Annotated in this window: 23 protein-coding genes and 2 tRNA genes; 17 read left to right on the forward strand and 8 right to left on the reverse strand. The window is 56.6% G+C overall.

Annotated features, from left to right (window positions below; all coding sequences use genetic code 11):
* Positions 1 to 107 precede the first annotated feature (107 nt).
* Together nth and D2E25_RS09605 are read right to left on the reverse strand one after the other, a co-directional pair.
* A complete protein-coding gene (gene nth / locus D2E25_RS09600) occupies positions 108 to 773 on the reverse strand; it encodes an endonuclease III (protein WP_164514801.1) in 666 nt (221 codons plus the stop codon).
* A 12-nt stretch (positions 774 to 785) separates the two neighbouring features.
* The gene (locus D2E25_RS09605) at positions 786 to 1,544 is read right to left on the reverse strand and encodes a winged helix-turn-helix transcriptional regulator (protein WP_125982253.1); all 759 of its coding nucleotides are present in this window, start codon (positions 1,542 to 1,544) and stop codon (positions 786 to 788) included.
* Between the two features lie 132 nt (positions 1,545 to 1,676).
* Here D2E25_RS09605 and D2E25_RS09610 point away from each other — a divergent pair, with 132 nt between their 5' ends.
* Positions 1,677 to 2,447, forward strand: a complete 771-nt coding sequence (locus D2E25_RS09610) for a hypothetical protein (protein WP_164514802.1) — start codon at positions 1,677 to 1,679, stop codon at positions 2,445 to 2,447.
* 123 nt (positions 2,448 to 2,570) lie between these two features.
* On the opposite strand, the gene D2E25_RS09615 is transcribed toward D2E25_RS09610, so the two are convergent.
* The 3 genes from D2E25_RS09615 to D2E25_RS09625 form a co-directional block, all read right to left on the reverse strand.
* Positions 2,571 to 3,134, reverse strand: coding sequence for a manganese efflux pump MntP (locus D2E25_RS09615; RefSeq protein WP_125982255.1), 564 nt, complete (start codon positions 3,132 to 3,134; stop codon positions 2,571 to 2,573).
* A 397-nt stretch (positions 3,135 to 3,531) separates the two neighbouring features.
* Complete coding sequence (locus tag D2E25_RS09620; RefSeq protein WP_100496479.1) at positions 3,532 to 4,026, reverse strand: inorganic diphosphatase; 495 nt, start codon at positions 4,024 to 4,026, stop codon at positions 3,532 to 3,534.
* A gap of 138 nt (positions 4,027 to 4,164) precedes the next feature.
* Positions 4,165 to 6,399: an alpha-1,4-glucan--maltose-1-phosphate maltosyltransferase gene (locus tag D2E25_RS09625; RefSeq protein ID WP_164514803.1), complete on the reverse strand. Its 2,235-nt coding sequence runs from the start codon at positions 6,397 to 6,399 to the stop codon at positions 4,165 to 4,167.
* Positions 6,400 to 6,649: 250 nt separating this feature from the next.
* Between D2E25_RS09625 and D2E25_RS09630 the strand changes: the two genes are divergently transcribed.
* Positions 6,650 to 9,136 carry a peptidase gene (locus D2E25_RS09630; RefSeq protein WP_125982260.1) on the forward strand — a complete coding sequence of 829 codons (2,487 nt, stop codon included), beginning with the start codon at positions 6,650 to 6,652 and terminating at the stop codon, positions 9,134 to 9,136.
* 52 nt (positions 9,137 to 9,188) lie between these two features.
* Here D2E25_RS09630 and D2E25_RS09635 read toward each other — a convergent pair.
* A tRNA-Met gene (locus D2E25_RS09635) sits at positions 9,189 to 9,265 on the reverse strand.
* 167 nt (positions 9,266 to 9,432) lie between these two features.
* Here D2E25_RS09635 and D2E25_RS09640 point away from each other — a divergent pair.
* From D2E25_RS09640 to nucS, 10 genes are all read left to right on the forward strand, one after another.
* On the forward strand, positions 9,433 to 10,470 hold the full coding sequence (locus D2E25_RS09640; RefSeq protein ID WP_125982262.1) for a homoserine O-succinyltransferase: 1,038 nt from the start codon (positions 9,433 to 9,435) through the stop codon (positions 10,468 to 10,470).
* Positions 10,471 to 10,930: 460 nt separating this feature from the next.
* Complete coding sequence (gene atpB / locus D2E25_RS09645) at positions 10,931 to 11,734, forward strand: F0F1 ATP synthase subunit A (RefSeq protein WP_125982264.1); 804 nt, start codon at positions 10,931 to 10,933, stop codon at positions 11,732 to 11,734.
* A 287-nt stretch (positions 11,735 to 12,021) separates the two neighbouring features.
* The gene (gene atpE, locus D2E25_RS09650; protein WP_125982266.1) at positions 12,022 to 12,252 is read left to right on the forward strand and encodes an ATP synthase F0 subunit C; all 231 of its coding nucleotides are present in this window, start codon (positions 12,022 to 12,024) and stop codon (positions 12,250 to 12,252) included.
* 53 nt (positions 12,253 to 12,305) lie between these two features.
* Positions 12,306 to 12,830 carry a F0F1 ATP synthase subunit B gene (locus D2E25_RS09655; RefSeq protein WP_125982269.1) on the forward strand — a complete coding sequence of 175 codons (525 nt, stop codon included), beginning with the start codon at positions 12,306 to 12,308 and terminating at the stop codon, positions 12,828 to 12,830.
* Between the two features lie 29 nt (positions 12,831 to 12,859).
* On the forward strand, positions 12,860 to 13,687 hold the full coding sequence (locus tag D2E25_RS09660; protein ID WP_125982271.1) for a F0F1 ATP synthase subunit delta: 828 nt from the start codon (positions 12,860 to 12,862) through the stop codon (positions 13,685 to 13,687).
* 56 nt (positions 13,688 to 13,743) lie between these two features.
* Positions 13,744 to 15,426: a F0F1 ATP synthase subunit alpha gene (gene atpA / locus D2E25_RS09665; RefSeq protein ID WP_125982273.1), complete on the forward strand. Its 1,683-nt coding sequence runs from the start codon at positions 13,744 to 13,746 to the stop codon at positions 15,424 to 15,426.
* Between the two features lie 3 nt (positions 15,427 to 15,429).
* The gene (locus D2E25_RS09670) at positions 15,430 to 16,353 is read left to right on the forward strand and encodes a F0F1 ATP synthase subunit gamma (RefSeq protein ID WP_125982276.1); all 924 of its coding nucleotides are present in this window, start codon (positions 15,430 to 15,432) and stop codon (positions 16,351 to 16,353) included.
* Between the two features lie 5 nt (positions 16,354 to 16,358).
* The gene (atpD, locus tag D2E25_RS09675) at positions 16,359 to 17,843 is read left to right on the forward strand and encodes a F0F1 ATP synthase subunit beta (RefSeq protein ID WP_125982278.1); all 1,485 of its coding nucleotides are present in this window, start codon (positions 16,359 to 16,361) and stop codon (positions 17,841 to 17,843) included.
* Positions 17,843 to 18,151, forward strand: a complete 309-nt coding sequence (locus D2E25_RS09680) for a F0F1 ATP synthase subunit epsilon (protein ID WP_164514804.1) — start codon at positions 17,843 to 17,845, stop codon at positions 18,149 to 18,151. Before atpD ends, D2E25_RS09680 begins: the two co-directional genes overlap by 1 nt.
* Positions 18,152 to 18,356: 205 nt before the next feature.
* The gene (gene nucS / locus D2E25_RS09685; protein WP_125982282.1) at positions 18,357 to 19,073 is read left to right on the forward strand and encodes an endonuclease NucS; all 717 of its coding nucleotides are present in this window, start codon (positions 18,357 to 18,359) and stop codon (positions 19,071 to 19,073) included.
* A gap of 84 nt (positions 19,074 to 19,157) precedes the next feature.
* Here the strand turns inward: nucS and D2E25_RS09690 are convergent, their stop codons facing one another.
* Complete coding sequence (locus D2E25_RS09690; protein ID WP_125982284.1) at positions 19,158 to 20,144, reverse strand: FKBP-type peptidyl-prolyl cis-trans isomerase; 987 nt, start codon at positions 20,142 to 20,144, stop codon at positions 19,158 to 19,160.
* 151 nt (positions 20,145 to 20,295) lie between these two features.
* On the opposite strand from D2E25_RS09690, the gene D2E25_RS09695 reads away from it, so the two are divergent.
* The 3 genes from D2E25_RS09695 to D2E25_RS09705 all read left to right on the forward strand — a co-directional run bounded on the left by D2E25_RS09695 (position 20,296) and on the right by D2E25_RS09705 (position 23,640).
* The gene (locus tag D2E25_RS09695) at positions 20,296 to 21,513 is read left to right on the forward strand and encodes a hypothetical protein (protein ID WP_125982286.1); all 1,218 of its coding nucleotides are present in this window, start codon (positions 20,296 to 20,298) and stop codon (positions 21,511 to 21,513) included.
* Between the two features lie 11 nt (positions 21,514 to 21,524).
* Positions 21,525 to 22,532: a DUF8094 domain-containing protein gene (locus tag D2E25_RS09700; RefSeq protein WP_125982315.1), complete on the forward strand. Its 1,008-nt coding sequence runs from the start codon at positions 21,525 to 21,527 to the stop codon at positions 22,530 to 22,532.
* Between the two features lie 148 nt (positions 22,533 to 22,680).
* Entirely contained in the window at positions 22,681 to 23,640 is a 960-nt protein-coding gene (locus D2E25_RS09705) for a tetratricopeptide repeat protein (RefSeq protein ID WP_125982288.1), read from the forward strand.
* Positions 23,641 to 23,744: 104 nt separating this feature from the next.
* Here the strand turns inward: D2E25_RS09705 and D2E25_RS09710 are convergent, their stop codons facing one another.
* Positions 23,745 to 24,374, reverse strand: a complete 630-nt coding sequence (locus D2E25_RS09710) for a CYTH domain-containing protein (protein WP_125982290.1) — start codon at positions 24,372 to 24,374, stop codon at positions 23,745 to 23,747.
* Positions 24,375 to 24,506: 132 nt separating this feature from the next.
* Here D2E25_RS09710 and D2E25_RS09715 point away from each other — a divergent pair.
* Positions 24,507 to 24,579 (forward strand) — tRNA-Arg (locus D2E25_RS09715).
* Positions 24,580 to 24,806: 227 nt separating this feature from the next.
* Entirely contained in the window at positions 24,807 to 25,196 is a 390-nt protein-coding gene (locus tag D2E25_RS09720) for a Rid family detoxifying hydrolase (RefSeq protein WP_125982292.1), read from the forward strand.
* Positions 25,197 to 25,413: the final 217 nt, after the last annotated feature.

Consider the following 25,413-nt stretch of genomic DNA (forward strand, 5'->3'; position numbering starts at 1 on the left):
GTGAACGCACAAGGTGGTATGTCCGCGGGCGGAATCGCTGTTCACACAGCTCGCACAAGTCGCGTTGTTTGCGTTGTTTGGCGTCGCTCGCTTCGACTCCGCGTCGCTTACGCTACAGCGACGAACGGGCACGTTGCTTGCAACGGGCAGTGTGCACAATCCGGCTTGCGTGCATGGCACACTGCGCGGCCATGCACAATAAGCCGATGCGACAAGTCCGTCCACTCACTTGGGTCAAAGCACGCGCAAATCTCACGTTCAATACGCACCGGATCAGGATGCGCACTATTCCAATCGTCACGCCAACGCAAGCGGCCCGTCACGCGCATGACATGCGTATCTACCGGGAAACCAGGCACATGAAACGCGTTTCCCAACACCACATTCGCGGTTTTGCGGCCAACACCAGGCAGCGTAACCAATTCATCCATGGTGCGCGGCACTTCACCATTGAACCGTTCTTCAAGAGCCGCTGCCAACCCGAGTAAATGCTGCGATTTCGAACGGTAAAACCCCAAAGGGCGAATAATTGCTTCAAGATCTGCGGGGCGCGCATTCGCCAAGTCAGCAGCAGTAGGGTAGCGGTCAAACAGTTCAGGGGTAACCGTATTGACACGCTTATCAGTAGTTTGCGCGCTCAACACCGTGGCAATCAACAATTGCAGTGGTGTAGAAAAATTCAACGCGCACTTCGGCTCGGGAATTTCCTCAACCAGCAGCGCATACTCGGCATGCATTCGTTCCAAGCGTGCCCGTTTGGACTCGCGCGGCATAATTACGCCTACTTAGTTCACGGTACCGGCGTGCATCGTATGCGGGTGCCCTGGCGCATCGTCATGCTCATCTTCTGGCGGGTCGAAACGATAGCCAACATTGCGCACCGTGCCAATGAGATGCTCATATTCGCCACCGAGCTTGGCGCGCAAACGACGAATATGCACGTCAACAGTGCGAGTGCCACCGTAGTAGTCGTACCCCCACACCTCTTGCAACAGCTGTGCGCGAGTGAACACGCGGCCAGGATGCTGCACCAAATACTTGAGCAGCTCAAACTCCTTATACGCAAGGTCGATCGGGCGGCCATGCAACGATGCGGTGTAGCCGTTCGTATCCACGATCAAATCGCCGGAACGAATCTGACCATCCTCATTCTGCACCGTATCATCGCTCACGCCAGACGTGCCCGTAACCGGAGCATTACCGCGTTCAGATACCAAACGCAGACGGCCCTCTACCTCAGCAGGAGACGCTGTAGACACCACCACGTCAGCAATGCCCCACTGGGAATTTACGACAGTAAAACCGCCCTCAGTGAGCACTAGCACAATCGGCGTAGACAAACCAGAAGCGTGAATCAGACGGCACAATGTTTTAGCAGTAGCCAGATCGTCACGCGCATCCAAAAACAGCACTGTGTTTTCGGGCATTTTCACTAAGCTTGCCGCGTCCATCGGCAACACTCGCACACGGTGAGAGAGCAGTGTTAGCGAGGGAAGCACGGTTGCGGGATCAGTCGCAAAGGTCATCAGCGTCAGATCTGTCACGTTGCTCCCCTTTCCATGTACTTACCAATGTAAACGGAAAATTTATTTGCCTCATTGTAGGCGCATTATGTGGACAGTAAACGATAATCTAAGCTGTAATGAGACAGGCGACTCATAGGAGCCGCTACGTATATGTACGGGAGGGTAACGATGGCCGATGGCGAGCTGCGTGACGGAGAGGAACGGACGCCAGCACGTGTACTCACAGTGCAAGTGGTGTCTTACGCGGTGCTGTTTGGCTTAGCTGTTGTGCTGGGATTCGCGTTTGGCATGGATTCCGTGGCAGCGTTGGGTGCGGCAATCCTGCTCGTTGCAGTGATTCTTGTGGTATTCCACGTGTGCTGGCCGTTCCGCGCAGGATTGCCAGATCGACTGATTGGTTTGGTAGCTGGCGTACTGTCCGTAACGTGCGCAGTAACGCCATTAGCAAGCGATAGTTTCTTCCCCGCAGCTGGACCGCTCGCGCTCGACGGCAAGCATCTCATGTATCGTCTCGTGCGTTGGGCAGTATGCTTTGCGGTGCTGCTGATCGTACTGACGATTGTCGCATTTGGCCGTCAAATGGCTCGCGAGGAGCGTAGTCATCTTATTCGTGCGCTATCGCACTGTGTAACCGGTGGCGCCGCCTCCGTAAGCGTAGCCGGCTGGTGCTTCCTGCCTGATCTGGTAACAATAGGCGCTGCAGCTCCAGACGAGGGACTTCTTGGCGCGTTCATTGCAGTTATGGCGGTGTTTGCTGTGATAGCGGTGCTGTTTGCCATTTGCTCTGTTCCGTGGTGGCGCGAAGCTGACCCGGATCCCGCATTGCCAGCACCGTGGGTGGGCATTGGACTGCTGCCCGTGATGTTCAGCGGCTTAATGGTGTTTGCAGCATGCTTTGTGATGCAACTGCTCGGAGCGTGAGGGTTGCGATTGCGTTGCATGCATTGGTGACGGTGACGATATTGATGATATGAAATGTGCCCTATGACGATGGTCATAGGGCACATTATTTTTTGTTCATGTAGCTGTTTTGGCTGTTTCTAGTTAGGCCAGCACGCCCAAGTGTTCCAACAGCACCTTCAAGCCGATCACAATCAACACCACACCGCCGGCAATCTGTGCGGGCTTCTGCCAACGCGATCCAAACACGCGGCCAATATAAATACCCGCAATCGAAAACAGGCCAGTTACCACACCCATCGACGCCACAGTAAACGCGATATTCAACTTCATCAGGCCTAAGCTCACGCCCACCGCAAACGCATCAATACTGCATGCAACGGCAAGAGGAAGCATATGCTTCCAATCAAACTCAGGGTTCTCCTTCGCGTTCTCCTCTTCCTCTTCAAACGCTTCGCGAATCATATTGCCGCCAATAACGAGCAGCAAGCCAAAAATAATCCAATGATCAACAGCAGTCACATACGAAGCCAACGCGGAAGCTGCAAAAATGCCCAACAGTGGGAACAGCGCCTGAAAGCCGCCAAACCACAAGCCACATTTCAACGCATCAATGAAACGAGCCTTCTTCACAGTTAGACCCTTGCCGATTGAAACAGCGAAGGCATCCATGGCGACAGAAACGGAAATAAGCAGTATTTGAATCATGCTGAAATAACAGGTTCATCCCATCGGTCTCCCACGGGATGGGCCTCGACGGGGCCTACCCGCCTACGCCTAGGAGCGCCGACATAGAACTGCCGGCAGCTGGCCGGCTTTGAATTCCGAAAGCGAATGCTGTTCGCATGTCGAGAAATTACAGAGGCCAAGTATAGCAAGGGCCGCTCCCATAGTGGGAACGGCCCTTGTGTAAATGGCCCTTGTGTAAACGGACAGATTATCCGCGTAGGGAAATCACTTCTGCGAAGCGGTCAGGCGCTCGCGGGCTGCGATGATTTTCGGCCACGGTCCTGCAATTATGGACGGCCTGCGGCCGGCTCAGTGTTGGCTCGCCTGTCGGCTCGCACGTCGCCGCGCGAAGCCCACTGGGCTTCGCTGACGGAAATCACTTCGCGCTGTTCGCGAGACGCTCACGCGCTTCGACGATTTCCTTTTCGGCGACGTCCGCGCCAGTCCAGTAGTCGCCGGGCTTGACTTCCTTGCCGGGCTCGAGGGCCTTGTACTGCTCGAAGAAGTGCTTGATCTCAGCGAGGTGGTACTCGTTGACGTCCTTGACGTCCTTGATGCCGTCGTAGCGGACATCGGCCGGCACGCACAGCACCTTGTCGTCGCCGCCCTCTTCGTCCTCCATGTGGTACAGGCCCACGGCGCGGCACTCGATGACGCAGCCCGGGAACACGGAGTTCTTGACCATCACGAGCGCATCCAGCGGATCGCCATCCTCGCCCAGCGTGCCCTCGATGTAGCCGTAGTCATCCGGGTAGCCCATCGCGGTGAACAGCTCACGATCCAGGAACACGCGGCCGGTCTCCTGGTCCACTTCGTACTTGTTCTTGGAACCGCGCGGGATCTCGACCACGACGTTGAAGGTTTCTGCCATGTCATTTCTCCTTGAAATCGACAGTAATTGACATGCACCACAATACCGCGTTGTGTGTATTGCAAAAAATGGCCGCAACCGAGTCGTGATGGCGAAGCACGGACTCGGTTGCGGCCAATAATGTACGTCTAGCGAAGACTAGTCGCGCACGACAGTGAAGATGTGCGCCACGTCGGCCCACGGGGCCAGCGAGACGAAGTTGTCCCAGCTCCAGTCGAACTCGCGACCGGTCAGCTCGTCACGCACGTGCGCGCCCTTGGCCGGGTCGATGTCGAAGTCCGGCAGCTCGAGATGCACGGTGGACTGATGCGCGTTGTGGCCGTCGAGGTTAACCACCACGATCAGCGTCTCCGGCTTGCCAGTACCAGTCAGCTCGGCCGGCGTGTGACGTGCGAACGCAAGAATCGACGGATCCGAGGTCTCCAGCACGGTCAGGTTGTGGTAGCTGAACGCAGCCTTGTGCTCGCGGCGGATGCGGTTGAGCGAAGTCAGCATCGCAGCGATGCCGTACTTGTTGGCGTCGGCCCAGTCGCGCACCTTGATCTCGTACTTCTCGTTGTCGATCTGCTCCTCAAAGCCGGGGCGCTGACGGTTCTCAACCAGTTCGAAACCGTTGTAAATACCCCACGACGGCGAGCCCATCGCGGCCAGCACTGCGCGCACGCAGTGGCCAGCGATGCCGTTGTCGCGTACGTAAGCGGTAAGAATATCCGGCGTGGTCGGCCAGAACGTGTTGTGCTGGTAGTAGCCGTCGTCGCCGTTCGTCTCCGCGAAGTACTCGGCCAGCTCCTCCTTGGTGTTACGCCACGGGAAGTAGCAGTGCGACTGCGTGAAGCCCACGTAGCTGAGCGCGCGCATCATGCCCGGGCGGGTGAACGCCTCGGCGAGGAACAGGACTTCCGGGTGACGCTTGGTAACCGCGGCGATCACATCCTGCCAGAAGCGAACCGGCTTCGTGTGCGGGTTGTCAACGCGGAAGATCGTCACGCCAGCGGCAATCCACAGTTCGAGAATGCGTTCGACTTCCTTCTCAATGCCAGGCATGTCAGCGTTGAAGTCAATCGGATAAATGTCCTGATACTTCTTCGGCGGGTTCTCCGCGAACGCGATCGTGCCGTCCGGCTTGTGGCGGAACCATTCCGGATGCGCCTTGACCCACGGGTGATCAGGCGAGCACTGCAGCGCAAAGTCGAGTGCGATCTCAAGACCCAGCTCGTGAGCCTTGGCAACCAGCGCCTTAAAGTCGTCCATAGTGCCCAACAGCGGGTCAACAGTGTCGTGACCGCCCAGCTCAGAACCAATACCGAACGGAGAGCCCGGGTCGTCAGGGCCGGCAACCAGCGTATTGTTCTTGCCCTTACGGTTCGTTACGCCAATCGGGAAAATCGGCGGCAAGTACACAATGTCAAAGCCTTCCGCCTTTGCGCGCTCAAGACCAGTGACGGACGTCTTGAGCGTACCCTGCACAATCTTGCCCGTAGTCGGATCAACATACGCGCCTTCCGAACGCGGGAAGAACTGATACCATGCGGCGAAGCTGGATTCAGGGCGCTGCACCAGGAAACGCTGCGGCTGGCTGGGGGAGATGCCATCGCGCAGCGGGTTAGTGACATGCAGTTCAGTGATAGCGTCAGACGTGGCAGCAGCCAAGCGCTCCTTAGGCGTGAGCGACTCATCATCCATGGTCTTAGCCGCATCATTCAGCGTCTTGCGCTGGGCTGCGTTCAAATGCGAATCGGTGGTCTTTGCCCAGCGAGCGAGCAGCTGTGCGCCAGACTTGAGCGCATTATCAGTATCGCTATCGCCGACCTTCACCTTGATATCAGCATCGTGCAGCCAAGACTTATACGTATCTTCCCAGCCTTCGATGGTGACAGTCCACTCGCCGAGCTGGCGCTTAACGGCGGCAAAATCATCTTCCCACGGTTTGACATCGCTGCGCTCGCCGCAGGTGAGCATAACTTCCCAACGGTCCAAACCGGGGTTCGTGCACGTCATTGGCAGACGCTGCATTTCCTTGCCGCGGTGATTGCGCACTACAGCAGTGGCGCCAACCTTGGTGCGGCCTTCGATAAAGACTTGTGCGGTCACCTTGAACGGCTCACCCAGCTCGACGCGAGCGGGGTAACGGCCGAATTCCTCGTGTGGTGTGATGTCCATAACGGCGATACGGCCGAACTGCGCAGGATCGGTGACGGGGATGCTGGGAGCTGGGACTTCGCCGTGTGTGAAATCGGCGGTCTGCTTCGTTGCTTTCTGCGATCGCGTAGATTTACGACGAGTTGCAGACTGTGCGCCGGATGTGGACCGGCGGGTGGTGGCGGACTTGGTACTACTGGTAAGCGCTGAAGCGCCTTTCTTTTCTTCTGCCATACCGCTCATTGTATAACCTGAATGTTTTCTTGAAGGGAACATCTCATTGTGCATACTTTCGCTGTTTTGCAGCGTTTATGAGGTGGTATTGGGCTGAATGTGGATAACTCGCCTGCAAAGTTATCCACAACACGCCGAAAAGGCGAGGCTTCGACCACATTGCTTGGTTTTCGCCCGGTGGAAGGCGGATCTGTGCGATCCTTGGCAAAACCGTCGCAACGGGGCGGCGAATATGGTGAAGGGGAACCAGATGAGCACTATGAACGGTATGGGGGCCGGGCATAACGGCGATCGGCACACGAGTAGCGAGCGGCACACTGGCGGCGGCATGTCACATCGCAGTGGCGGCGTGCGCGGACCATGTGGTGGCGCGCATTGCGCGTGGCGTGGGATTGTTGGGTATGCCCGATTGCGTGCATGGTTGGGGGTGTGCATTGCATTGTGCGCAATGTGCATGATGATCGGTGCGACTGTGTTTGCTGCAACCCCGCGAGCTCACGCAACGCCAGAATATCTCTCCTCGACTGGTGGGGATGTGAAACTTATATATAAGGACAGTCGTGGCAATCAGCCGATCGGAGCGTTAGCGCGTGATGCACGCAGCTACTATTACTGCATTGAATCACGGGTTCCTATGCATTATTGGGTTGGTTCGACCTCAGTTATCGAGCATGATGAGACGGCGCGACGATTAGCGTGGCTGATGAAACGTTACGATGTTGACGCCCAATATGATTACGATGACGACAAAACGTACACGCATGCAGCAATTGCGTTCCTCGTGCATGAGTATTTTGATCTGCTGCCCGATGTATGGCAATTAGATCGGGTGTCTATTGCAAGGTCGTATCCGCGTGTGATTGAACGTGCAGAACAGTTGTGGCAAGAGGCAGGGCGCGAAGCACCTGTTGGCGCCAAAGTAGTGCGCACTGAAGCGTATGGGCTTGGTGCTGGCGAGATTGAAGTTGCGGTAACGAATGCTGAAGGTCAAGCGGTGGCAGGTGTTCCATATACCGCAGTCATTGATGGTCCTGCAGTGTTTGATAACGGGGAAGCGACTATTGATGGGGTTTCTGCCACGGAGCCGGTTACGCATTCGTGGACGGCAACGGGTAAGGGAGCCGTTGAGATCGATGTGCAGTATGATCACGACGCTATTGAGCGACTTGACAATGGAAGTAGGCAGGATCTCATTCATCATCATGAGCGTATGGTTCGCTCTTCTGGCAAGGCGATTACGCTCACTGTTGACCAAGATCCCGGGGTGACGCTTCGCACGCGTACTACTGCAAAGAGTGTGGATGCTGGCGAAGTTGTTATTGACGATGTGATCTCTGGAGTGGCTGCCGACGGGTTCTGGCCTGACGGCAAGCCAATGGAGGCAACCGGTTGGTATTTTGACGGTATTACCGCTGAACAAGTACATGAGTCAGCAATGATTACACCCTCGGATGGTGAACGTGCCAAAGATTTTCTCGCACGGCTTGCAGTGAGTGGGTTTGAGCCGGTTGCGTACGCTACGGCATTGTTTACTGCGCCTGACCAAACAGTGAGCGCCACGGCTATGACCGAGCCGGGAGGAGACACCGCGTATCGGGTGCCATCTGATGGCGGTTTTGGCACATGGGTATGGGCTTTTGAACGCGATCGGCAAGATACGTGGGTGCGTGATCGGCTTGAAGCAGATGTGGTAACTGGTTTTTTAGATCCAGAAGAAACCAATGCGAATCGGTCGCGCGTACAAGTAGCTTCGAGCGTTGCTGAGCACGTTGGCGTACCGGGGTTGAGCATGAGCGACACGATCACGGTGACGGGTTTTCCTGACGATCACGGCTCATTTGCCGGTGATGAAACATTCGGATTCGCGGCTGATGAACCATACGCGCAAGTGAGTGTTTGGTGGGCGGGCGATCCCGATAATCCAGCGAATGATGATCAATATCGCCCGCAAGGTGCAACAGTGCCACAAGAAGATGCGAATCATCAGCTGATTGGCACATGGGATTTTCCAGCCACGAATGGCGTGCACCATGTTGGGGGTGAGGCTCCTGATGCGCACGGTAATCCGGTGACCATTACTGCCCGAACGCATGGATGGTACGTATTTGTGTGGAGTTTCCGCGGCGATGATCGAGTTCAAGCCGCATCAAGCGCGTATGACGATCCGTGGGAACGCGTAAGAATCCAACAGCCTGAAGAGCCGCCAGGGCCTCCGGAACCTCCTGAGCCACCCGAGGAGCAAGAAGAACCTGCGATACCAACGTTGAACACACAGGTAGATCCTGAACAGGTGAATGTCGGTGAAGTATTCCGCGATAGTGCGCGCATTATTGGTGCAGTGCCCGAAGGTGCCTACGTAACATTTACCGCGTATCAGGCAATCGCAGAAGGTGAGGAACCTGGCTTCAGTGGCACGCTGCTCGACGAGGTTCGTGTGGAAATCGACGTAACACTGCAAGATCAGACCGTATATAGCCCACAGGTGAGCTCGCCCATTGCTGGGTTAGTGTACTGGAGAGCTTCACTGATGAGTGCGGACGGCGACGTACTTGCCTCGCATGAGCTGGGCGTGGAAGGTGAAATCGTCACTATTGAAGAAATCGATGAGCCTGGTGAAGAAGAGCCGCCGGCACTGCCGCCGACAGGCGCCGACATCATCACGATCGTAGAGTCGATACTGGCAATCAGCGTGTTCGCTATCGCAGCGCTGCTGATCGCGCGCGCTCGCAGAGCGTAAGTGTTGGAAACGCAAGAAGGCTTGGAATTCCTACGATTCCAAGCCTTCTGATTGGTAGCGGGGCATGGATTTGAACCATGGACCTCTGGGTTATGAGCCCAGCGAGCTACCGAGCTGCTCCACCCCGCGACGGCTGTTTCAAACAGCTCAATCAAAGATACAGTGCGATTGTCATATGTCAAATCGGCGTGTCGCGGCGTGATTGCCGCGCGATGTCGCATGTCGATCGCGCGCTATAAAAGTTTCCGATATCGCTGGCGGCGTTCAATATCCGTACTGTTGCAATAATAAGAAGCATGCCTATCAAGATCCCCAGCGGCCTACCGGCCCGTGCCATCCTCGATTCAGAGCGCATTTTTGCGCTTGAGAAGCCTGAAGCGGAGCGTCAGCGCGTCCGCCCGCTGAAGTTAGTGATCTTGAATTTGATGCCGAAGAAAATCGAGACGGAGACGCAATTGCTGCGCCTGATCTCGAAAAGCCCGTTGCAGGTGGAGATTGACTTCATGAAAACCTCCACGCACGAGGCTACGCATGTCAGCGCTGATCACCTCGTGAAGTTCTATGAGACGCTTGATGCGTTCAAAGACAACTATTACGACGGTTTTGTAGTCACGGGTGCGCCTGTTGAGCACATGCCATTTGAGCAGGTTGACTACTGGGATGAGTTCAAAACCATTCTTGACTGGGCATCGACGCACGTGTTCTCCACCATGTATTTGTGCTGGGGAGCAATGGGGGCGCTGAACTACCGCTATGGTGTGCGCAAGGTCGACTACGCGCAGAAAGTCTTTGGCGTGTTTCCGCAGTATTTGCAAGATGAATACTGCTTCCTGACCAACGGCTTCGATGAGATTGCATTGCAGCCTCATTCGCGTCTCGCTGGCGTCAACGAGGATGATGTGCGTGCACACTCCGATTTGCAGGTACTTACTTGGGGCCCGCAGTCAGGTCCGGGCTTGATTGCTACGCGTGACTTTTCTGAAGTGTTTGCGCTGGGGCACTGGGAGTATGGCAAATACACGCTCGCTGAAGAATATGAGCGTGATATGGCCAAGGGTTTGACGAATGTTCCATTCCCGATCAATTACTTCCCGCATGACGATCCGTCACTTGAGCCGCTGTTTGCGTGGCGTGCACATGCGAATCTGCTGTGGCGCAACTGGTTGAATTGGGTGTATCAGACCACGCCATATGACTTAACGGAAGTGCCGCAATTGCGTGCGGAGAAGCGCCTGGGTACGGATCGTTCGATTCGTCACGAGCCAGGTAGCCCGCGTAAGGATGATTTCGCGCCTTTCTTGAACGATGGGTATGGCGTTATTCACGGTAAGTGAAATTCGTAGTGCGATGAACTGGTAAACCAGACAAACACCAACCATCCGTTGGGTGGTTGGTGGACATCGGCTAGTCGAATGGTGAGCATTCTTATTGTTTGGACTGTCCGCATTGTGGAAAGCGCTTACAGTTATTTGCCAAAATGTCCACGGGGCGTGGCCATTATTCTATAAAACTGTTCATATAGTGAGATTATGGTCATATAGTTTTTCACTGGAAAAGGCGTCAAGAAACGCCGTAAGACCATTGGAAAACAAAGGGTTTCAAGTGTTGTCCAAACTGGCCATAAAAATACTCAGTCAGCCATTCGGAGTTGAATGTCAGGGCATAAAACCTCGTCCAACTTCGAGGAGCTCGGGCATGCTTCGAAAGCGGCTGGACGAAGGTAACCCAACCGTCACATTCGCCTCAACCGTTAGACTAGACTGACAGCAGAGAAACGCGAGCAGGAGGCGCAATATGGTAGAAGCTATGGGCATGCTTTTTGCGGCAGAAAGCCCTGACCTGCCTACAGTCAACGATTTTCTTCCTCCCGAGATCCTCTTCCAGGGAACGCCGTTCGCGCTCAACCGCATCATCCTCATCCGTATCGTGGCTACGATCATTTTGCTGATCGTGCTCGGTATTACCGCCTCGCGTGCCAAGCTCATTCCTGGGCGTTGGCAGAGCATCGTCGAGACGGGCATCGACTTCGTACGCGAAAGCGTTGTGTACCAAGTCATGGGTGAGACTCGCGGCAAGCGCTACGTGCCAATGATCTCGACCCTGTTCTTCACGATCTTCGTGTTCAATCTGTGCGGCATCATCCCGGGCATGAACATGGCAGCAAACGCCACTGTGGTCATGCCGCTCGTCTTCGCCGTATGGGTGCTCATCCAGTACTGGGTGACCGCCGTGCGCGAGAAGGGCCTGTGGGGCTTCGTTCGTGATGAATGCTTCCCGAAGGGCGTGCCGTGGCCGGTATACATCCTGCTGGCCCCTATTCAGCTGTGCGAGCTGATTCTTATCCGCCCTGCATCGCTGACCATTCGACTCTTCGCCAACATGGTCTCCGGCCACTTGCTGGTCGCCACCGCGCTGGCATTCGCACAGTACTGGGTTATTGATGCCACCAACAAACTGGCAGGCATCCCGATCGGAGCACTGTGGTTCGTTTTCGGTTTCGTGCTGACCCTGTTTGAGGCATTCGTTGCCTTCCTACAGGCCTACGTGTTCGCGATCCTTTCGACCGTGTACATCAGCATGAGCTACCCGGAGGACTGACGCCTGCCTTAACGCCGCGGTCGTAGTTATCTACAAATTACCCACGATCGCACAGTTGACAAACAGTATCCTCCCCACGCGGACCGGCAGTAATGCTCGATAATCCGCCCGCACAACGCGTGTAACGCACCAAACGTACAACTGAAATCTGTTCCGCAAAAACAATCCGCAATCCTGCCTGCCGCGCACAATACGTGCACATACAGCAAACAGCCGCGGTACTTGAGGAACAGAACCAACAGCAGATTTTCAAATTTTTTTAACGGTCACGTTAGAAAGGAAAAGAAATGGACATCATTACTCTCGCGCAGGTCTCCGGCAGCCTCTCCGTCATCGGCTACGGCATCGCGACCCTCGGCCCTGGCCTCGGTCTGGGCATCCTGTTCGGCAAGGCGATGGAGTCCACCGCCCGTCAGCCTGAGGTTTCCGGCAAGATCCAGATGATCATGTTCATCGGCCTCGCTCTGGTCGAGGTGCTCGGCCTGCTCGGCTTCGTGGCCGCCCTGGTCGTCGCCTGAGTCCACATCGACAAGCAACGATTCGCACACAACACTGAAAGGAGGGCTTCATAATGACGTTGGCTGAAGGTGGCATCGATCTGTTCCTGCCGCACACCTATGACATTGTGTGGTCCCTGATTATCCTTGTCATCGTTGCGTTGTTCTTCTACAAGTTCTTCATGCCGAAATTCAACGCCATCCTTGATGAGCGTGCGGCGAAGATCGAAGGCAATATCGCCAAAGCTGAAGCCGCTAAGGCTGAAGCTGACGCCGCCAAGGAGAAGTACGAGGCGCAGCTGAGCACTGCTCGCGTCGAGGCATCCAAGATCCGCGACGATGCACGTGCAGAAGCCTCGCACATCATCGCCGACGCCCGTTCCCGCGCCGAATCCGACGCCGCTCAGATCACCGCCAATGCGCAGCGCTCTATCGAGTCGCAGCATCAGCAGGCGCTGGTCAGCTTGAAGGGCGAAGTTGGCGTGCTGGCTACGGCATTGGCAGGCAAGATCCTCGGCTCCAAGCTGGAGAACGATGACGTCCAGTCCTCGATGATCGACAAGATGATCGACGACATGGCCGGCAGCGACAAGAAGTGACGACGTATTCCAAGAAAGGGAGGTGACCAATGCGAGGAGAAGCATCGCGTATAGCGGACCGCGTCTCACGTGACTCGCTGGCTCCCAAGCTGCGTGCCACTGGTGAGGACGCTTGGCGCATCGGCAACGAACTGTTCACGATCACCAACGTGCTCGACCATCACGTCCAGCTTGAGCGCGCACTCACCGATCCGTCGCGCCCCGTGGAAGACAAGGTCGCTGTGCTCAAGGAGCTGATCGGCTCCACGGCTCACCCGATGACCATGGAGATCATGACTGATCTGGCCGGTCGCAAGTGGAGCCGCGCGCAACACATCGCCAATGCTGTCGAAGATTTCGGCGTTGACGCAATGATGTACTACGCAGACGCTACTGGTACGACCTTGCAGGTCTCCATCGAACTCGCTGAATTGCATTCGGCGCTGCTCAACCTGCCAGTCGTTCGCTCGAAGCTGCACGACGAATCCGCCCCTGCCCAGGCCCGCATTCAGCTGCTGCACAATGTGCTCGGCAACACGGGCTTCAACAAGGTCACGATGCGTCTGGCTGAGCACGCCACCTGCAATCCGCGCAACCGCCGCTATCTTGAGACCATCCAATGGCTGATCAACAAGTTCTCCCGTCATATGGGTGAATCGATGATCACCGTCACTACGGCGGCGCCATTGAACATCGAGCAGATCAAGAAGCTGACCGCCGTGTACACGGCCAAGCTGAACCACCCGGTGCACATCAACTCTGTTGTCGATCCGACAGTGATCGGCGGCATGCGCATCCAGGTTGGCGACGAGGTTACCGACAACACGGTGATCGCGCAGCTGCAGAAGCTGCACCGCTCGGTGCAGGCAAGTGCCTGAGGCACGGCTTGACGGCCGCGGCCCAAGAGAATTTTGAACAACAATAAGGAGTGATCATGGCAGAACTTACCATTGATCCCGCCACGATACGCAAGGCGCTCGATGATTTCGTCGAGTCGTACAAGCCGTCGGACACCCCCACCCAGGAAGTGGGCTACGTGGCTACGGCTGGCGACGGCATTGCGCACGTGACGGGACTGCCTGGTTGCATGGCCAACGAGCTGCTGACCTTCGAGGACGGCACACTCGGCCTGGCGTTTAACCTTGACGCCCGTGAGATCGGTGTGGTTATCCTCGGCGATTTCACCGGCATCGAGGAAGGCCAGGAGGTCCGACGCACCGGCGAAGTGCTCTCCGTGCCTGTCGGCGACGGCTATCTCGGCCGTACCGTGGACCCGCTGGGCAACCCCATCGATGGCCTTGGCGAGATCAAGGGCATCGAAGGCCGTCGAATCCTGGAGGCTCAGGCCCCCGACGTGATGCACCGCCACCCCGTCGACGAGCCAATGTCCACCGGCCTGAAGGCTATCGACGCAATGACGCCGATCGGCCGTGGCCAGCGCCAGCTCATCATCGGCGACCGCCAGACCGGTAAGACCGCTATCGCAATCGATACGATCATCAATCAGAAGGCAAACTGGGAATCTGGAGACCCGAAGAAGCAGGTGCGCTGCATCTACGTGGCCGTTGGTCAGAAAGGTTCCACCATTGCCTCCGTGCGTCAGAGCCTTGAGGAATCCGGCGCGATGGAATACACCACCATCGTTGCTTCCCCGGCTTCTGATTCCGCTGGTTTTAAGTACATCGCACCGTACACCGGTTCCGCCATCGGACAGCACTGGATGTACCACGGCAAGCACGTGCTCATCGTCTTCGATGATCTGTCGAAGCAGGCTGAAGCGTATCGTTCGATCTCGCTGCTGCTGCGTCGTCCGCCGGGGCGTGAAGCGTACCCGGGTGATGTGTTCTACCTGCACTCCCGTCTGCTCGAACGCTGCGCAAAGGTTTCCGATGACCTTGGCGGTGGTTCGATGACTGGTCTGCCAATCGTCGAGACGAAGGCAAACGATGTGTCTGCCTACATTCCGACGAACGTGATCTCCATCACCGACGGCCAGATCTTCCTCCAGTCCGATCTGTTCAACGCCAACCAGCGCCCGGCTGTGGACGTGGGTATCTCCGTGTCCCGAGTCGGTGGTGCGGCGCAGACCAAGGCTTTGAAGAAGGTCTCCGGTACGCTGAAGATTTCGCTGGCGCAGTACCGCTCGCTGGAATCCTTCGCGATGTTCGCATCCGATCTGGATGCAGCATCCAAGGCTCAGCTCAACCGCGGTTCTCACCTGACCGAGCTCTTGAAGCAGCCGCAGTTCTCGCCGTATTCGATGGAGCAGGAAGTCGTTTCTGTGTGGGCCGGTACCCACGGCAAGATGGATGATCTGCCGCTGGGCGACGTGCTGCCGTTCGAGCACGCTATGCTCGACTACCTCGACCACAACACCGACATCCTCAAGACCATCCGCGATACGGAGAACTTCACTGCTGATACCGAAGCAGCTCTTGATAAGGCTGTGGACGCGTTCCGTGAGACCTACGTGACGAAGGCTGGCAAGCCGCTGGTCGAGCACAAGAAGGCCCCGAGCAAGAACCCGACGCCGGTGGAGCAGGAACAGATCGTGTCCAAGGCTGACAAGCCTGAGCATGATCCGAACAAGCACCCGATGGCAGGAGAAAAGAAGTAGCCCATGGGATCGCAACTCGCATTGAAGAGCAGGATCGCCTCTACGGGTTCGTTGGAGAAGATCTTCAACGCCCAGGAGATGATCGCGTCTTCGCATATCGCCAAGGCTCGTTCCGTGGCGCTGAACGCGAAGCCCTATGCTGATGCGATTTTCGATGCCGTACAGGCCGTGGTAGCTCACTCGCACATTACGCATCCGATCGTGAGGAAAGAGGAAGACAACCCGAAGGTTGCCGTGCTCGCCCTCACGTCGGATCGTGGTATGGCGGGCGCATATACCTCGTCGATCATCCGTGAGACCGAGGATCTGCTCGCCCGCCTTGATGCGGACGGCAAGCAGCCGCAACTCTACGTGTATGGCCGTCGTGGCGTGACGTACTACAAGTACCGCAACCGCGACATTGCCGATACGTGGGAGGGTGATACCGACAAGCCTGGCGTCGAAGTCGCCGAGGCGATCTCCAACGCGCTGATGAGCGCCTACATGAAGTCGGCTGCCGAAGGTGGAGTTTCTGAGCTCTACATCGTGTACACCGAGTTCATCAACATGGTGGTGCAGAAGGTACGCGTGCTGCGCATGCTGCCGGTGGAGATCGTTGAAGCTCCGCGTGATTTCGGTCCCGACATCCCCGATCAGCCCGACAGCGACGAAGTTCGCCCGCTCTACACGTTCGAGCCGAGCCTGGAGAAGGTGCTGGACACGATCCTGCCGAAGTACATCCAGTCGCGCATTCACGAATGCTTGCTGGAGGCAGCGGCCTCTGAAACCGCGTGCCGGCAGAACGCTATGCACACGGCCACGGAGAACGCGCGCAACCTGATCGACTCGCTCACGCGTAAGCTCAACGCTTCGCGTCAGGCTTCGATCACCCAGGAACTTACCGAAATCATCGGCAGCGCCGACGCGCTGAACACAAAGGAAGAGTAGGAACCATGTCTGAGAATCAGACCACAGCGGCTCCCGAGACGGCTGCGGAGCCGATCAATGGACGTGTGACGCGTATCCAGGGTTCGGTTATCGACGTCGAATTCCCGGTGGGCCACCTGCCCGACATTTACAACGCGCTGACCGTGGACCTGACCAACACCGGTGCCCACGAGGAAGGCGAAACTGCGCACACAATCACGCTTGAGGTCGAACAGCACCTTGGTGATTCCACTGTGCGCGCCGTGGCTCTGAAGCCGACCGATGGCCTCGTGCGTGGCGCGACGGTTCATGACACCGGCAGCTCCATTTCCGTGCCTGTCGGCGACGTGACCTTGGGCCACGTGTTCGATGTGACCGGCCACGTGCTCAACAAGCAGCCGGGTGAGCAGATCACCGTGACTGAGCGTTGGCCTATCCACCGCAAGCCACCGGCATTCGACCAGCTGGAATCCAAGACCCAGATGTTCGAAACCGGCATCAAGGTTATCGATTTGCTGACCCCGTACGTGCAGGGCGGCAAGATCGGTCTGTTTGGTGGTGCAGGCGTTGGCAAGACCGTGCTGATCCAGGAAATGATCCAGCGTGTGGCACAGAACCACGGTGGTGTGTCTGTGTTCGCTGGCGTTGGTGAGCGTACCCGTGAGGGTAACGATCTGATCGGCGAAATGGGTGAAGCTGGCGTGTTGAAGAAGACCGCACTGGTCTTCGGTCAGATGGATGAGCAGCCGGGTACCCGTCTGCGCGTGCCGCTGACTGCACTGACGATGGCTGAGTACTTCCGTGATGTGCAGAACCAGGACGTGCTGCTGTTCATCGATAACATCTTCCGCTTCACGCAGGCCGGTTCTGAGGTGTCCACGCTGCTGGGCCGTATGCCTTCCGCTGTGGGTTACCAGCCGAACTTGGCCGATGAGATGGGCTCCCTGCAGGAGCGCATCACCTCGACCCGTGGCCACTCGATCACCTCGCTGCAGGCCATCTACGTGCCGGCTGATGATTACACTGACCCGGCTCCGGCTACGACCTTCGCTCACCTCGACGCAACCACTGAGCTGTCTCGTGATATTGCTTCGAAGGGTATTTACCCGGCTGTGGACCCGCTTTCGTCGACGTCTCGTATTCTTGACCCGCGTTACGTTGGCCAGGCTCACTACGAGTGCGCGAACCGCGTGAAGGCGATTCTGCAGCGTAACAAGGAGCTGCAGGACATCATCGCCCTGATCGGTATCGACGAGCTTTCGGAAGAAGATAAGACTATCGTCAACCGCGCCCGCCGTATCGAGCAGTTCCTCGGTCAGAACTTCTACGTGGCTGAGAAGTTCACTGGTCGCCCGGGCTCCTATGTGCCGGCCGACGAGACTATCGAAGCCTTCACCCGCATCTGCGACGGCGTGTATGACGACGTCCCGGAGCAGGCATTCTCCGGCATCGGTGGTATCGATGACCTCGAGAAGAAGTGGCACGACATGCAGAAGGAACTGGGTGAGTGATGGCTGAATCGTCAAAGACCTCCATCGAGGTGAACATCGTCGCCGCCGACCATCCCGTGTGGCACGGTACGGCGAAGTCGGTCACCATTCCGGCTTCCGAAGGCGGAATGGGCATTCTGCCGAACCATGAGCCTGTGCTCACGGTGATTGAGGGAGGTACGGTTTCGGTCGTGGATCCCGAAGGCGAACGCCACGCGTTCGAGGTCACTGACGGATTCATCTCCTTCGATTCGAACAAGCTCACGGTCGCTGTTGAACGCGGTCGCGATGTAGTTCGCACCGAGGGCGTTGACGCCGACGCCGAATAATAGGCGTACTTCCACAGTTAAGCCTCTCCGCACTTCTGGTGCGGGGAGGCTTTTTGCGTATTGCACTGCTCCTGTTTTTCCCGTCGCATCCCGGGCATACGGTCCCTTTCCGCAGACCTTCCCGGGCATACGGCCGGTTTAGCGGCTTCAAACGGCCGTATGCCCGGAGAAGATTGTCCGTTGCGGGTTGCTACAGTGTTGCGACGTGCGAATTATTGTTGCTGACTGTTCCGCCGAGTATTCCGGCCGTTTGACTGCTTCTCTGCCGATGGCCAAGCGCGTATTGCTCATCAAAGCTGATAACAGCTTGTTGATTTTTTCCGAACTTGGCTCATACAAGCCGCTGAACTGGATGGCGGCTCCCTGCACGCTCAAAGACGTGACCGCTGAACGCGCGGGCAGCGCAACCGGCTCGGATAGCGTGGACGATACGCCGCAGAAAGTGCTACGCGTGAGTGCCGACAAGTCCAGCGACATTCTCGAAGTCACGTTGCAGCACATCTACTCTGATGAGACATACGATTTGGGCGAAGATCCTGGCCTCGTCAAGGACGGTGTCGAAGATCACCTGCAGCGTTATCTCGCCGCGCAAATCGAACGCATTGGTGAAGGTGCCAAGCTGGTGCGCCGCGAATACCCTACTGCCATCGGCCCTGTTGACATTATGGCGATTAACGCCGATGGTGAACACGTTGCCATTGAAATCAAACGCCACGGCGGTATTGACGGCGTCGAACAGCTCACGCGCTACTGCGAGCTGCTCAATCGTGACCCGCTACTCGCTCCCGTTCATGGCATTTTTGCCGCGCAAACCATCACCCCGCAGGCGCGCGTTCTCGCTCAAGACCGCGGTTTTGAATGCTTGATTCTCGACTATGACGAGATGAGGGGGGCGGAAGACGACAGTCTGCGCCTCTTCTGAACAGAGTGGGGCATAGAAATATGAATTAATACAACGAAGGGCTCCCGTAGGAGCCCTTCTGTAGTTAACGAATCCGATTGTCGATCAGTATGCGGCGAGAATATCTACCACGAATACCAGCGTAGAATTCGCGGGAATCGAGCCGGTCGCCTTATCGCCATATCCAAGATCCGGCGGCACAACCAGCAGCACCTGCGAGCCGACCGTCTGGCCAGTCAGACCCTGCGTCCAACCCTTCACCACTTGGCTTAAGGAGAAGGAAATCGGGGTGCCCTTATCCCACGACGAATCAAACTGCGTGCCATCAAGCAGCCAGCCGGTGTACTGCACCTTCACCGTGTTGCTTTCCTGCACTTCAGCGCCCTTGCCCTTAATCAATGGCTGCGCAACCAGCGAATCGCTACCCTTATAGCCGTTCATATCAATCGACGGCTTACCGTTCTTAGCCAGCGTCACCTTCGGCAGATCAGCAGGCACATCGGCAACCTTATCGCCAGTAGCATGCGTGCCATCCGTCGTCTTCGAGACGAGCGTAAGCACCATAATGTACGACGTGCCCGAAGAGTTCGAATCGTTAATACCAATAGCAATCGTCGTATTGATCTTCTGGCCGACGATCAGCTCCTTGTACACGTTCGTGTCATCAAGCGTGCTCATATCCAGTGAGCAGTCAGGAGTGTTCTTCTCCCACGTGCTGCCCATTTCAGAACCGTCCTTCGCACTGACGTAAATGCCTTGCGCGCACACGCGATCCTTCGCGCCAATGGTCTCGCCATCGCCCTTCTGCAAAATGGCGTAGCTATTATCATCAACAGTTTTCGGCGTTGCGAATGAAATCGTTGGCTTCTTACCAAGTTCGCCAGAAGCAGTGATGCCGGGAATCTGCTTCATATTCTTCAGCGAGCTCGATGAGCTAGAAGACGAGGAGGAAGACTTCGACGATGAATCGGAAGAGTTGGTATCAGAGGACGTGTTGGAAGATCCGCAGGCAGTGAGTGCTGCGCACAGTCCAATCGCAGCCGCGGCGGCTAGCACGCGGGATGCCATGGAGGCAATTGTCAACTTACGCATACGCACCACAGTAGCGGTAAACCCTGATTTTCCCGCATGTTTTGCTGCATGATTGCAAGCATTCAGCACACTGTCAGCAGTTGACGTGTGCGCTGTACCACTGTTGCTGCCCTGGGCAGGAGCCAGCGTGCAATGTAGAATAGTATCCGTTATGACTGTTGAAGAACCGAAACAAACGGAACACAAAAGCCGCGGACGTAAGAAAGCCGCCGGCCCAACGCGTCATGCCCGCATTATGCGCGGTATTGTGACGCCTATCTTCGGTCTGCTGGCTGTAGCCTGCATTTTCTTGGGTGTATTGAATGCCACTACGTGGAAGCCAAGTTCGCAGATCACCGCTCAAGCACAGGTGAGTGGAACGCGATATATCATCACTGATCCAGGTGTGCTGCCGCTGGTCGATCATCGTGTAACGCTCACGGTTGAAGGCGGGGCGAACAGCTCCGACGGCACATGCATTGCACTCGGATCAAGTAAAGACGCCAACGGCTGGTTGGCGGGGCACGCGTACACGCGCGTGACCGGTATGAACGATTGGAAGACGCTCGCAACATCGAGAAATAATCCGCGAGGTACGAAAGCAGAAAGCCTCGATGATGTAGCGTTCAAAAACTCCGACATGTGGACTAAAGTAACGTGCGGCGCGAGCAAAGCAACCGTGACGACTACGGTTTCCGAGAATGCCAGTACGGTAGCGATTATCGATTTGGGTGGAACATCCAAGGCGACCGTGCGCTTGCATTGGGTGCGTCACAAGCTGCCTGATTTTGCGATGCCATTCTATTTCGCTGGCGGTTTGCTCGCAGTGCTCGCAGTCTTCTCTGCTTCTGTGTTCGCGATGCCGCCGCATAAGCGTCGCAAGCGCGTGGTGAGCAGCACAGCACAGCGCGAAACTGAAGAAGTAACGATTTCTGAAGCGTTGACCGGTAGCATGGCGAGCTTGAAGTCGGCAGTCAGCTATCGGCCGAAGTCGAAGCGCCGCCGTCACGCTGCACACCGCGCAGGCGGCACTGGTTCCGCGAATGCGGAGCGTTTGGAACGCATGAGCCGCAATGAGAGCGCGACCAGCGAGGAGCCGATCGTAGTCGACCCAGCTGCGCGCAATCTTGTCGCCGATCAACAATCCGGGCAGTCAAGTTCGCACACTGCGCCTTCTGAGCAATCGCAAAGCACGAGCGACGCTGCACAGTCCAGTGCTCAGGAGCCAGCCGCCTACGATGATTCCGTCACATCGGTAATCAGCATGAGCGAGTTGGAAGCGTACTTCGCGCGCTTATCGCAGGAAGTCGATGAGGAGAACGCGCAAAGCGCAGCTGACGGTGACGATCAGCACGACGAGCATGACAGCAAGCCGGGGGAGGGACGATGAACGGTAACCGTATGAACAACCGCGTAACGCGACTGATCGCAGCGGTGCTGGCGTGCGGCCTGACCGTTGCGCTCGCCGGCTGCGAAGGCCAAGTACCGCAAGCAGTTGCGCCTACTACTAAAGACAGTGAGATACCGAATGTCACTGTCGCGCAGGAGAAAAAGATTCGCAAAACGGTGCTTGATCTGCTTGATCAGGCAAGTGCGGCGAAAAGCGCTGACGGCATCGGTTCGCGTCTGTCTGGCCCTGAACTGGCCGTGCGCACGAGCCAGCTGAATATTGCGCACGCGACCGGCGGTGAGATTGACGGTCACGCTACCATCCCTGACAAAGTAGCGCAGGTCATTATTCCGACCGACAACGAGTGGCCGCGCGTTATTTTCTCGATTACTACCACCACTGACGATCAGCAGTCGAAGCGTTTGCTGGTGTTCCGTCAGGATTCCGCACGGCAAAATTACAAGCTGTGGGGATTGACTCGACTGTTCGAAGGCGTGTCATTGCCGAAGTTTGCGGTTGCGCATTTGGGCAGCGAAATGGGCGATGTGAACGATTCGAATTTGGTGATGACACCAAAGCAGGCGGTGGAGCGGTATGCTGACGTGCTGCAGAACGGTTCGCAAAGCAAGTATGCGTCAAGTTTTGCTGACGATCAGCTGCGCCAGACTTTGGCCACGCAGTCGCAGAATGTGCAGCAAGGCGTGGCCGGTAACAACGGCTCGCAGCAGCAGACATTCGCGCCGGTAGACGGTCAGATTGCGGTTATGCGTTCCAGTGACGGCGGCGATCTCGTGGTGGCGCAGATTGATTCTGAGTGGATTCGTTCTGCTGGCGATGGTCGTGAATCGTTGCCTGCATCAAACGATGAGAAAGCGCTGTTCGGCAACGCGACTGCTACGAGCACGATTAAAGCCACGTATGTGAATGTTGTGGCGATTTATGTGCCGTTGAAGGACTCTGGTGAGCAGGCTGCCGCAGTAGCTGCCGAACGTCAGGTGATTCAGGTTATTCCGCAGTGAGCTGATAATAGCCCGATATCAGATTGATCACGATGCACGATGATGTTCGCCGATCGCGGCGGGCGGCTAGCGAAATCGTTGTCGCAACTATAGTTGGTTGCGGCAACGATTTTTTTGTTGACGATTGCTTGAATATGAAGACGGAGGCATGATGGCAGATCAGCAGTTTCATCCTGGGGTGTCGCTCGCGGGAGCCGTGGATTTGGAGGCGCTGAAGCATCAGGTGAAGGCGGAACCTGGCCAAGCTGGTGGCGCGCCAGCGGCCGGCGGATACGTGATTGATACGACGGAAAGCACCTTCCAGGCGATGGTGACCACGTCGGCTACGTTCCCGATTCTGTTGCTGCTGTGGGTACCGACTGACGATCGCTTGTTCCCGATGGCTCGCCGTCTTGGTGAAGCAGTGAATAAGCTGAACGGTCAGATTCAGTTGTCTCGAATTGATATTGCGAGCTATCCGACGATTGCGCAGGCGTTCCAAGTGCAGGGTGCGCCGGCACTGTTTGCGCTGATTGGTGGCCGCCCGATGCCGATTTTGCAGGGACTGCCGGGCGATGATGAGCTTGATCAGATTGTTGACCAGGTGATTCCTAAGCTGATTGCTGCAGCTCAGCAGGCTGGCGTGACCGGTACTGCTCCGTATTCGGGCGACCCTGATGCGGCAGATCAGGCTGATCAGCAGTCCAAGAATGTAGTGCCGCCGGAACATCAGGAAGCCTACCAGCTCGCTCAGCAGGGCGATTATGCTGGGGCTGCGGCTGCGTATGAGCAGGTGTTGCAGGCTGATCCGTCGGATACGCTGGCTGCTCGCGAACGCGCGAAGGCATTGCTGCTTGCTCGTTCTGGCAAAGCTGATGTGCGCGAAGTGCGCCAGGCTGCGGCTGATCATCCGGATGATGTGGAAGCGCAGTTGGCTGTTGCTGATGTGGATATGATCGGCGGGCAGATTGCCGATGCGTTCGACCGTCTGCTGGATTATTTGGCTGCCGGTCACAGCGATGAGCTGGATACGGTGCGCAAGCGTCTGCTGGAGTACTTCCTGATTCCGGATGCGACCGATGAGCGCGTGAAGCGTGCACGTCGGCGCTTGGCGACGCTGATGTACTGATGCGGAAGACGATGAGCCGCTGATACAAGCTGATATGAGTAAGGCGCAATATCGCACATGCGGTATTGCGCCTTACTCATATTGCTTACTTGTATCTTGTCTCTTTATTCCGCTCTGCGATTGCGCCCAAACGCAGTTTCAAACTGCGGCCCATCGGTCGCTAGCTCGCGTGCAAAATCGTCAGCCCACAGCGAGAAGGGGCGCGCGGCAAGTCCATCGTTCGAAAAGCGCGGCTGATCAGTAATCTCAGTGACGCAGAACGCAGGAATCTGCAAATTAGTCACCGGCCCGCTGCGCTCCGCTTCGGCAACAACCAGCGGCGCGTTCGCTCCGCCGAACACGTCAATACTCCAACCGTCTTCGCCAATCCACGCACTGAAACGGTTTTTAATAATCGGGCATCCGCCGCGCTTTACCAGTTCGGCGGCAATACGCGCATCAATCTCTCGCTCCGCTTCGTAGCGCGTGCCTCCTACGGAAGGTCCTTTGACGGTCACAAACGCTTCCGTGAACTTGTCACGATACTGGTCAAGCACGTCGATCGGCTCGGTGTTGGACTCCATCGCAATACGAATACCGTGCGCTTGCAACCGTACGCGCAGCGCATAGTTGCCATCATGCACGTAGTAGCTTTGCACGATCAGCGTCGGAGCGTCACCATCATCCAGCTCCGGCGGCAGTGCGCGGCAGTAGAATCGACGCTCGAATTCGAAATCGTTCATGGCGATGTTCATACGGCCATTGTAGGCGAGTCTCGTTGATATTCGGCCATTTTTTGTTATGTGTTCGTTGTTTGCCGCGGGGATGGCATAGAATGGCACAGTTGCCCGTAGTGCGCGTTATATACGCGTTAGTGGGTACAGTTCGGGTCCGTAGCTCAGTGGATAGAGCGTCTGTCTCCGGAACAGAAGGTCGAGGGTTCGATCCCCTTTGGGCCCACTTTCAGCAATCCCGCTTTCCTTAGATACACGCTTGGGAAGCGGGATTTCGTGTTTTTCAGCGCCTGGCAGCAACGGCTGGGGTTGCGGGCGTTGTCCATCGTGTGTTCGTCGAGCATCGCGCGCGAGCAACTTCGGGTATATTCGCTCAGTAAGTGCCAATATGGGCGCCTAATTCGATACCTGTGACCGGTCGGTTCGGCCGAACCGGTTGGAAAGAAGGATCATATGAGCGAAAAGATGGAAGGCGTTGCTACCTCCGAGGCGCCCACTGCACTGGGTGCATACAGCCAGGCGGTGAAGGCTAACGGTTTTGTGTTCGTCTCCGGTCAGCTGGGCATTGACCCGGCCACTGGTGAACTGGCTGGTGAGACTGCTGGCGAGCAGGCTGCCCAGGCGCTGAAGAACATCAAGTGCATTCTCGATGCGGCTGGCACGGGCATTGAGCACGTGGTACGCGCCACGATTTACATGAAGAACGTTGAAGACTTCCATGAGATTGACGCTCGCTATGCTGAGGTGTTCATCGGCTCCGTCAAGCCTGCGCGCGTAGCCTTTGGCGGTAACGATATTCCTAAGGGTGCGCTTGTTGAGATTGATGCCATCGCGGCACTGTAACTGTACGCTGACGTTGCAGCCGCGCTGCATGTCGCATACTGCGCGCTGTTGACTTGCAATCATGAGCGGTCGTCGGGCTTTCCGACGGCCGCTTTTGCATACCCGATGTGACCGTGTTGTTGCACGATCATTCTCAATACTGATTTTTCCCTGAGGAACCCCTGAATCATCCCTGTGGGCGAGAGATTTGCGCGATTATGCGTGCCATAGTGAACGT

The organism is Bifidobacterium goeldii, from assembly GCF_003951095.1.
GTDB lineage: Bacteria > Actinomycetota > Actinomycetes > Actinomycetales > Bifidobacteriaceae > Bifidobacterium > Bifidobacterium goeldii.

Excerpts from the sequence above, each read along its gene's own strand:
- D2E25_RS09690 (WP_125982284.1), bottom strand. The coding sequence starts at position 20,144 with ATGCGTAAGTTGACAATTGCCTCCATGGCATCCCGCGTGCTAGCCGCC.
- atpD (WP_125982278.1), top strand. The coding sequence starts at position 16,359 with ATGTCTGAGAATCAGACCACAGCGGCTCCCGAGACGGCTGCGGAGCCG.
- D2E25_RS09700 (WP_125982315.1), top strand. The coding sequence starts at position 21,525 with ATGAACAACCGCGTAACGCGACTGATCGCAGCGGTGCTGGCGTGCGGC.
- D2E25_RS09640 (WP_125982262.1), top strand. The coding sequence starts at position 9,433 with ATGCCTATCAAGATCCCCAGCGGCCTACCGGCCCGTGCCATCCTCGAT.
- D2E25_RS09630 (WP_125982260.1), top strand. The coding sequence starts at position 6,650 with ATGAGCACTATGAACGGTATGGGGGCCGGGCATAACGGCGATCGGCAC.
- D2E25_RS09670 (WP_125982276.1), top strand. The coding sequence starts at position 15,430 with ATGGGATCGCAACTCGCATTGAAGAGCAGGATCGCCTCTACGGGTTCG.
- D2E25_RS09720 (WP_125982292.1), top strand. The coding sequence starts at position 24,807 with ATGAGCGAAAAGATGGAAGGCGTTGCTACCTCCGAGGCGCCCACTGCA.
- D2E25_RS09625 (WP_164514803.1), bottom strand. The coding sequence starts at position 6,399 with ATGGCAGAAGAAAAGAAAGGCGCTTCAGCGCTTACCAGTAGTACCAAG.
- D2E25_RS09705 (WP_125982288.1), top strand. The coding sequence starts at position 22,681 with ATGATGGCAGATCAGCAGTTTCATCCTGGGGTGTCGCTCGCGGGAGCC.
- D2E25_RS09615 (WP_125982255.1), bottom strand. The coding sequence starts at position 3,134 with ATGATTCAAATACTGCTTATTTCCGTTTCTGTCGCCATGGATGCCTTC.
- D2E25_RS09610 (WP_164514802.1), top strand. The coding sequence starts at position 1,677 with ATGTACGGGAGGGTAACGATGGCCGATGGCGAGCTGCGTGACGGAGAG.
- nth (WP_164514801.1), bottom strand. The coding sequence starts at position 773 with ATGCCGCGCGAGTCCAAACGGGCACGCTTGGAACGAATGCATGCCGAG.
- D2E25_RS09620 (WP_100496479.1), bottom strand. The coding sequence starts at position 4,026 with ATGGCAGAAACCTTCAACGTCGTGGTCGAGATCCCGCGCGGTTCCAAG.
- atpB (WP_125982264.1), top strand. The coding sequence starts at position 10,931 with ATGGTAGAAGCTATGGGCATGCTTTTTGCGGCAGAAAGCCCTGACCTG.
- D2E25_RS09660 (WP_125982271.1), top strand. The coding sequence starts at position 12,860 with ATGCGAGGAGAAGCATCGCGTATAGCGGACCGCGTCTCACGTGACTCG.
- D2E25_RS09655 (WP_125982269.1), top strand. The coding sequence starts at position 12,306 with ATGACGTTGGCTGAAGGTGGCATCGATCTGTTCCTGCCGCACACCTAT.
- D2E25_RS09695 (WP_125982286.1), top strand. The coding sequence starts at position 20,296 with ATGACTGTTGAAGAACCGAAACAAACGGAACACAAAAGCCGCGGACGT.
- atpE (WP_125982266.1), top strand. The coding sequence starts at position 12,022 with ATGGACATCATTACTCTCGCGCAGGTCTCCGGCAGCCTCTCCGTCATC.
- D2E25_RS09680 (WP_164514804.1), top strand. The coding sequence starts at position 17,843 with ATGGCTGAATCGTCAAAGACCTCCATCGAGGTGAACATCGTCGCCGCC.
- D2E25_RS09710 (WP_125982290.1), bottom strand. The coding sequence starts at position 24,374 with ATGAACATCGCCATGAACGATTTCGAATTCGAGCGTCGATTCTACTGC.
- atpA (WP_125982273.1), top strand. The coding sequence starts at position 13,744 with ATGGCAGAACTTACCATTGATCCCGCCACGATACGCAAGGCGCTCGAT.